At 75.2% G+C, this 7,737-nt stretch carries 8 protein-coding genes; 5 read left to right on the plus strand and 3 right to left on the minus strand.

The features are described 5' to 3' along the window. Positions 1-163: 163 nt before the first annotated feature. On the minus strand, positions 164-505 hold the full coding sequence (locus ABZ924_RS37510) for a DUF952 domain-containing protein (protein ID WP_361920047.1): 342 nt from the start codon (positions 503-505) through the stop codon (positions 164-166). A 227-nt stretch (positions 506-732) separates the two neighbouring features. Here ABZ924_RS37510 and ABZ924_RS37515 point away from each other — a divergent pair, with 227 nt between their 5' ends. From ABZ924_RS37515 to der, 4 genes are all read left to right on the plus strand, one after another. Then, positions 733-1,821 carry a prephenate dehydrogenase gene (locus ABZ924_RS37515; RefSeq protein WP_361920049.1) on the plus strand — a complete coding sequence of 363 codons (1,089 nt, stop codon included), beginning with the start codon at positions 733-735 and terminating at the stop codon, positions 1,819-1,821. Between the two features lie 168 nt (positions 1,822-1,989). Next, positions 1,990-2,688 (plus strand): (d)CMP kinase, encoded by a 699-nt coding sequence (gene cmk / locus ABZ924_RS37520; protein ID WP_361920051.1) that lies wholly within the window; start codon positions 1,990-1,992, stop codon positions 2,686-2,688. Next, positions 2,643-3,332 (plus strand): lysophospholipid acyltransferase family protein, encoded by a 690-nt coding sequence (locus ABZ924_RS37525; RefSeq protein WP_361920052.1) that lies wholly within the window; start codon positions 2,643-2,645, stop codon positions 3,330-3,332. Before cmk ends, ABZ924_RS37525 begins: the two co-directional genes overlap by 46 nt. A 150-nt stretch (positions 3,333-3,482) precedes the next feature. Next, entirely contained in the window at positions 3,483-4,940 is a 1,458-nt protein-coding gene (der, locus tag ABZ924_RS37530) for a ribosome biogenesis GTPase Der (protein WP_361920054.1), read from the plus strand. Positions 4,941-4,951: 11 nt separating this feature from the next. Here der and ABZ924_RS37535 read toward each other — a convergent pair whose 3' ends face one another. Both ABZ924_RS37535 and ABZ924_RS37540 read right to left on the minus strand, forming a co-directional pair. Further along, positions 4,952-5,485 (minus strand): hypothetical protein, encoded by a 534-nt coding sequence (locus ABZ924_RS37535; protein ID WP_361920056.1) that lies wholly within the window; start codon positions 5,483-5,485, stop codon positions 4,952-4,954. Between the two features lie 215 nt (positions 5,486-5,700). Next, a complete protein-coding gene (locus tag ABZ924_RS37540) occupies positions 5,701-6,507 on the minus strand; it encodes a hypothetical protein (RefSeq protein WP_361920058.1) in 807 nt (268 codons plus the stop codon). A 349-nt stretch (positions 6,508-6,856) separates the two neighbouring features. Here ABZ924_RS37540 and ABZ924_RS37545 point away from each other — a divergent pair, with 349 nt between their 5' ends. Beyond that, the gene (locus ABZ924_RS37545) at positions 6,857-7,618 is read left to right on the plus strand and encodes a transglycosylase family protein (protein WP_361920060.1); all 762 of its coding nucleotides are present in this window, start codon (positions 6,857-6,859) and stop codon (positions 7,616-7,618) included. Positions 7,619-7,737 lie beyond the last annotated feature (119 nt).

The following is a 7,737-nucleotide window of genomic DNA, read 5'->3' on the forward strand; positions in this document are numbered from 1 at the left end:
GCTGGGGGGGGGGGGGGGGGGGGGGGGGGGGGGGGGGGGGGGGGGGGTGGGGGGGGGGGGGGGGGGGGGGGGGGGGGGGGGGGGGCCGGGGGGGGGGGGGGGGGGGGGGCCGCCCCGGGGGGGGGGGGGCCCCCCCCCCCCCCCCCCCCCCCCCGCCGCCGGATCAGGCGCTCGCGTCCCACGGGGCGAGCTGCGCCGGTGCGCCCGGGGCACGGACGACCTCCCACAGGCGGACCACGGCCGCCCGGTCCAGCGGGCCGTGGACGTGCGGGTAGCGGCCGCCCGATTCACCCTCCCGGCGGACTTCGGAGGTCAGGGCCCGTTCGTCGAGTTCGACGGCCAGGAGGGTTTCCGGTACGTCCCGGTAGTGCGCGTCCGCGATCTCGAGGGCCGTGGGGCGGTCGGCCGAGCAGTGCACGAACCCCTCAGAGCCCAGTGAGGGGGGTGCGTACGGGAGCTCGGGCGCGGCGGTCCAGTCGGAGAGCGGGACGATGTGGAAGATCATGCCGATCGTTCTACCGCAGCCGTGGCCGGGCGGCCGCGCGGCTGGCCGCTCCTGTGCCCTGTGCCCTGTGCCCCTCGCCCCTGCGACTCCACCGACTCCACCGCCCCGCGCCCCGTTGTTCCGGAATCCGGCGGTCCGTCCCATCTGACGGACCGCCGGGTCCGTGTCCGGCCGCGGCTGGCTACGCTGGCCCTGACCTGCCGATCTTTCCACCCCTGGAGCGTCCCGTGAGAACCGCCGTCGTCATCGGAACCGGACTGATCGGCACGTCCGCGGCGCTCGCCCTGTCCGCGCGCGGCATCGCCGTCCACCTCGCCGACCACGACCCGGCCCAGGCCCGTACGGCCGCCGCGCTCGGCGCGGGCACCGACGAGGCCCCCGACGGGCAGGTCGACCTCGCCGTCATCGCCGTGCCCCCCGCCCACGTGGCGGCGACGCTCGCCGACGCGATCGGGCGCGGCATCGCCCGCGCGTACGTGGACGTCGCCAGCGTCAAGGGCGGACCGCGCCGGGAGCTCGCCGCGCTCGGCGTGGACGCCACCGCGTACATCGGCACCCACCCGATGGCCGGCAAGGAGCGGTCCGGGCCGCTGGCCGCCACCGCGGACCTGTTCGAGGGCCGCCCCTGGGTGTTGACCCCGACCCGTGACACCGACCACGAGGTGCTCAACCTCGCCCTGGAGCTGGTCGCCCTCTGCAAGGCCGTCCCCGTGGTCATGGACGCCGACGCGCACGACCGCGCGGTGGCGCTCGTCTCGCACACCCCGCAGCTGGTGTCCAGCATGGTCGCGGCCCGCCTGGAGGAGGCCGACGAGACCGCCGTACGGCTGTGCGGGCAGGGGATCCGGGACGTGACCCGGATCGCCGCCTCCGATCCGCGAATGTGGGTGGAGATCCTCTCCGCGAACCCGGGCCCCGTCGCGGACGTCCTCGCCGGCATCGCCGCCGACCTCGAGGCGACGGTGGACGCCCTGCGCGCCCTGGAGTCCGCCGACGTGGACAAGCGGCGCGGCGGCGCCGCCGGCATCGAGGACGTGCTGCGGCGCGGCAACGCGGGCCGGGTACGGGTCCCGGGCAAGCACGGCGCGGCGCCGACGGCGTACGAGACGGTCGCGGTGCTGATCAGCGACCAGCCCGGCGAGCTCGCCCGGATCTTCGCGGACGCCGGCCGGGCCGGGGTCAACATCGAGGACGTGCGGATCGAGCACGCGACCGGGCAGCAGGCGGGCCTGGTCCAGCTGATGGTCGAGCCGCGGGCCGCCGCCGCCCTCACCGCCGAGCTGCGCGAGCGGGGCTGGGCCCTGCGCCAGCAGTAGGGGCCGGCAGCACGGAAGGCAGCAAGCACGGAAGGAACAGGGGCGCACCGCCCGCCACCGCCCCACCCCGGTGGCCCGGGCGGCGCCCGTGTCGGGGCCCGGTAACCTTGGAGAGGGGCGCTTTGGCGCGCCCCGACACGCACGCGCAACCAGGAAGGTGCCCGCACCGTGGAAACCGCAGCTCCGTCCGCCGTGATCGTCGCCATCGACGGTCCCTCCGGCACGGGCAAGTCCAGCACCTCCAAGGCCGTGGCCGCCAAGCTCGGGCTGCGCTACCTGGACACCGGTGCCCAGTACCGGGCCATCACCTGGTGGATGATCACCAACGGCGTCGACACCGAGGACCCGCAGGCCGTCGCCGTGGCCGCGTCCAAGCCGACGATCGTCTCCGGCACCGACCCGGCCGCCCCGACGATCACCGTCGACGGCGTCGACGCCTCCGCCCCGATCCGCACCCAGGCGGTCACCTCCAAGGTCAGCGCCGTCAGCGCCGTGCCCGAGGTGCGCACCCTGATCACCGAGCTGCAGCGCAGCATCGCGGCGGGTGCGGAGGGCGGCATCGTCGTCGAGGGCCGGGACATCGGCACCACCGTCCTGCCCGACGCCGACCTGAAGGTCTTCCTGACCGCCTCGGCCGAGGCCCGCGCCGCCCGCCGCAGCGGCGAGCTGCGCGGCAAGGAGGCCGCGGACCTCGCGACCACCCGCGAAGCCCTGATCAAGCGGGACGCGGCCGACTCCGGCCGCAAGACCTCGCCGCTGGCCAAGGCCGGTGACGCGGTCGAGGTGGACACCACCGAGCTGACCCTGGAGCAGGTCATCGAGTGCGTCGTGACCCTGGTCGAGGAGAAGCGGGCGGGCCGCAAGTGAGCGGTACGCCCTCCCTCAAGGGTGCGGCGGTCGGCCGGCGGATCGGCATCGGCCTCATGTACGGGCTGTGGAAGCCGCGCGTACTGGGAGCCTGGCGCGTCCCCGCCTCCGGGCCGGTGATCCTCGCCGTCAACCACGCGCACAACATCGACGGTCCCATGGTCATGGGCACCGCGCCGCGGCCGCTGCACTTCCTGATCAAGAAGGAGGCGTACGTCGGCCCGCTCGGCCCCTTCCTGGACGGCATCGGCCAGGTCAGGGTCGACCGCTCGGGCACCGACCGCACCGCGATCACCCGGGCCCTCGCCGTCCTGGACAACGGCGGCGCCCTGGGGATCTTCCCCGAGGGCACCCGGGGCGAGGGCGACTTCGCCTCGCTGCGCGCCGGGCTCGCGTACTTCGCGGTGCGCAGCGGCGCGCCCGTCGTGCCGGTCGCCGTCCTGGGCAGCACCGAGCGCCAGGGCCGGCTGATACGGGGGCTGCCGCCGTTCAAGAGCCGGGTCGACATCGTCTTCGGCTCGCCCTTCGACGCGGGCGACGGCACCGGCCGCCGGACCCGTACCGCGCTGGACGAGGCCACCGCCCGCATCCAGAGCAGGCTGACCGCGCACCTGGCCGACGCCAAGCGCCTGACCGGACGCTGACCGACCGGCCCGCGGCCACCCGCCCGATGCCGACCCGCCGCCCGGCCCGACGCTGGGCGCCCGGACGGGCACTGAGCGAGACTTGACCCAGTAGTGGCACCCGCCCGCGCGGGTTCCACCGATCACCACGAACGACGAGGAACGGACTTCATGAACGATCAGCACGACCACGGAGCGCTCGGCGACGCCGAGTACGCGGAGTTCATGGAGCTCGCCGCGGAGGAAGGTTTCGACCTGGAGGAGGTCGAGGACGCGATCGAGGAGGCCGGCCACGGCCCGCTCCCCGTACTCGCCGTCGTCGGCCGCCCCAACGTGGGCAAGTCGACCCTGGTGAACCGCATCATCGGCCGCCGCGAGGCGGTCGTCGAGGACAAGCCCGGCGTCACCCGCGACCGCGTCACCTACGAGGCCGAATGGGCCGGCCGCCGCTTCAAGGTCGTCGACACCGGCGGCTGGGAGCAGGACGTCCTCGGCATCGACGCCTCCGTCGCCGCCCAGGCCGAGTACGCCATCGAGACCGCCGACGCCGTGGTCTTCGTCGTCGACTCCAAGGTCGGCGCCACCGACACCGACGAGGCCGTCGTCAAGCTGCTGCGCCGCGCCGGCAAGCCCGTCGTCCTGTGCGCGAACAAGGTCGACGGCCAGAGCGGCGAGGCCGACGCGGCCGAGCTGTGGTCGCTGGGCCTCGGCATGCCGTACCCGGTCTCCTCGCTGCACGGCCGCGGTACGGGCGACCTGCTCGACGCCGTGCTGGAGGCCCTCCCCGAGGCGCCCGCGCAGAGCTTCGGCGGCGGCGGGATCGGCGGCCCGCGCCGCATCGCGCTGATCGGCCGCCCGAACGTCGGCAAGTCCTCCCTGCTGAACAAGGTCGCCAGGGAGGAGCGGGTCGTCGTCAACGAGCTGGCCGGCACCACCCGCGACCCGGTCGACGAGCTGATCGAACTCGGCGGCGTCACCTGGAAGTTCGTGGACACCGCGGGCATCCGCAAGAAGGTCCACCTCCAGCAGGGCGCCGACTACTACGCCTCGCTGCGCACGGCCGCCGCCGTGGAGAAGGCGGAGGTGGCGGTCATCCTGATCGACACCACCGAGAACATCAGCGTCCAGGACCAGCGCATCATCACCATGGCCGTCGAGGCCGGCCGCGCGATCGTGATCGCGTACAACAAGTGGGACCAGCTCGACGAGGAGCGCCGCTACTACCTCGAGCGCGAGATCGAGACCGAGATGCAGCAGGTCTCCTGGGCGCCCCGCGTCAACGTCTCGGCGATGACCGGCCGCCACATGGAGAAGCTGGTCCCGGCGATCGAGACCGCCCTCGCCGGCTGGGAGACGCGCGTCCCGACCGGCCGGCTGAACGCCTTCCTCGGCGAGATCGTCGCGGCCCACCCGCACCCGATCCGCGGCGGCAAGCAGCCGCGCATCCTGTTCGGCACCCAGGCGGGCAGCAAGCCGCCGCGGTTCGTCCTCTTCGCCTCCGGCTTCCTGGAGCACGGCTACCGCCGCTTCATCGAGCGCCGCCTGCGCGAGGAGTTCGGCTTCGAGGGCACCCCGATCCACATCTCGGTCCGGGTGCGCGAGAAGCGCGGCGCCCAGAAGAAGAAGTAGCGGTAGCGGGGTCAGTAGCCCCGGCGCGGAGCGGGCGGCAGGGCCGGCGGGATGTGGTGCATCCCCGTCTGGTGCTGCCGCCCGCCGCCGTATCCGGAGCCGGTGGTCGTCGTGGTCGTGCTCGGGCTCGTGGCCGTGACCGCCGGGCTCGCAGTCGTGGTCGTGGTCCCGGCGTAGGCGTACGAGGGCTGCGGCGCGGGCGCGTACGAGGGCTGCCAGGGGTCCGGCTGCCATGCGGAACCGTTCCAGCCGTCCGAGCCGCCGGTGGTGGCGAGCCCGGAGCCGAACCCGGAGAAGCCGGTCCCGATCCCGGTGCCGAGCGCCGTGCCCGACCAGCTGCCCGGGCCCGCGCCGTACGAGCCGCTGCCGCTGCCGACGCCGTACGTGCCGCCGTACGAGAACGCCGTGAAGGCGAGGTCCTCCTCGCCGCTGCGGTCGCCCGGCAGGGCCCGGAAGGCCCGCAGGTACTCCGAGTACAGCGTGTCGTAGATCGGGGTGTGCGAGGCGGGGGCCGCCATGCCGTCCCGGTCCCGTACGGGGCGCATCGGGGAGACGGTGCTCGGCTGGGCATGGGCATGGGCGCGGGAGGGGTCGTATGAGTGCACGTAACAGCCAACGACCCCGGGGCTGTTGCGGATGCGGGCGCGGCGGCAGAAAAACGCAGATCGCCGGGGGTGCGCGGGACGGACCGCGCACCCCCGGCGCACGCCGACCCGCCCCCTCGTGAGGGGCGGGGCCGGCCGTTCCGGGATCCCTGGGGTCAGGCGCCCGGGGTACCTGCCAGCGGCATCGAGGCGGCGACGAGCTTGCCGGCGGCCGCGGCCTTGTCGAGCGCGTCGCGCAGCAGGTCCTCGCGGGGCTGCTGGCCGATGGAGCCGACGGAGGCCGCGTACACGAGGACGCGCTGGGTCTTGTTGACGGCGGTGCGCCAGGGCTCGGTGACCGCCAGGGCCTGGTGCGCCTGCCACCAGGCGACCGGGCCGCTCCCCTCGGCGCCCGGCTGCAGCACGGCGTGCAGCTGGCCCGCGGCGAGCAGCACCGACCAGCCCGCGAGCGGGGAGGGGAGCTCGCTGGTGTCGGTGACCGGGATGAAGCCCTGCTCGATGAGGAGCGGCAGGAAGTCGTCGCCGGGGCCGGTGGTGCCGGGGCGGGCGATCGGTGCGGTCGGCTCGACGACGAGGGCCGGGTGCAGCTCGCCGCCGATCAGGACCAGGCCGCTGGTGATGCCGAGGACGGCCTGGCCGCCGGGCACGCTCTGCGGGACGGCGCCGGCGGCCTCCGGGGCGGGGCTGTCGCCGGTGATGCTGCGGACGGCGCCCTGGAGCTGCTCCTCGGAGACCTGCACCACCTGCGAGGGGATGCAGCCGGCGTGGGCGAAGGCGAGGACGGCCGTCTCCTCGCCGACGAACAGCACGGTGCTGGTGCGGTCGGTCTGGGGGTCCCCGGGGGTGCGGCAGGAGGTGCAGTCGTAACTGCCCGGTGCGTCGTCGCCGGTGAGCAGCCTCTCGGCTTCTTCGTCACCGATCTCGGCACGTACCTCATCACTGACGTCGAGCATGCGGGGCACGGGGTGGCTCCTCGGACTAGGCGAGCGGGGGCCGGGCGGTTCCCGGCCTGCCGGGATCAACGGGGAAGCGGTCGCCGGGGTCACGCCGTTGGAGGGAACGGAATCGAACCCGGCCTCCAGAGGGGTGAACGGTCGGACCGCGGCGTCGCTTTGGCGCCGACTGTTGTTTGTTTGTGCGCGGTCGGTGGCCGCTCTTGCCTCTTCGGGGAGGGCGCGGGGTCCTGGGCCCTGCCGGGCTCTGCCGGGTCCTGTCGGGCTCTCCGGGCCGGTGTGCGCCGACCGGGTGGGGTCCGCGGCGGGACCGCGTGGCGCGGGCGGCGGGCGGCGGCGGGCTGCGTAGCGTGACCCGATGCCCGACCCCCGGATCCGGCGGGCCGCTCCGGCGGCCGCAGCCGCCGCCGCGCTGGCTCTCGTCCTCGTACTCCCGTCGGGGGCCGGCGCGGCCCCTCCGGCCCCTCCGCCGCCGGCGCCCGGGCCCGCGGCGGCGGCCCACCCGGGCTCGCCCGGGATGATCGGCAGCGGGCCGGGGGACTGCGGGCCGGGCGCGGAATGGCCCTGGGACTGCGTGGCCGACTGCGAGAGCAGCGGGCGCTGGGCGGTCAACACCGGCAACGGCTTCTACGGCGGGCTCCAGTTCCGGCAGCCGACCTGGGAGGGGTACGGGGGGCTGGTGTACGCGGCCCGGGCCGACCTCGCCAGCCGGGAGCAGCAGATCCGGGTGGGGGAGGAGGTGGTCGCCTTCCAGGGGTGGGAGGCGTGGCCGGTGTGCGCGAAGCGGTACGGGTTGGCCGGGCGGATGCACGTGGTCCGGGCGGGGGACACGCTCGACGGGATCGCCCGTCGGCGGCGCGTGCCGGGTGGCTGGCGGGCCCTGTTCACGGCGAACCGCGAAACCCTGGGCCCCACCCCGGGCCCCCTCCCCCCGGGCACCCTCCTGACCCTCCCCCCACAGCCCCCGCCGGCCACATCCCCGGCGCCGAGGCCGACCCCTGCCGCGTCGGCGAAGCCGAAGCCCACCCCAGCCAACCCGGCCACGACGCCGAAGCCGAAGCCGACCCTTCGAAGCCGAGGGTCGACAAACTCCAGCCCAGCCGGCTCCGCCGACGCCTGAGCCGAGGGTCCGGGCATTCCAGCCCCGCCGGCGTTTGAGGCGCGGGGTTTGGGGCGGCGCCCCAAGAAACCCGGCTCCGCCGGGCACCGGGCTGCGCCCGGACCGCCCCCCGCGACCGC

This window comes from Streptomyces sp. NPDC046876, assembly GCF_040645035.1.
Taxonomy (GTDB): Bacteria; Actinomycetota; Actinomycetes; order Streptomycetales; family Streptomycetaceae; genus Streptomyces.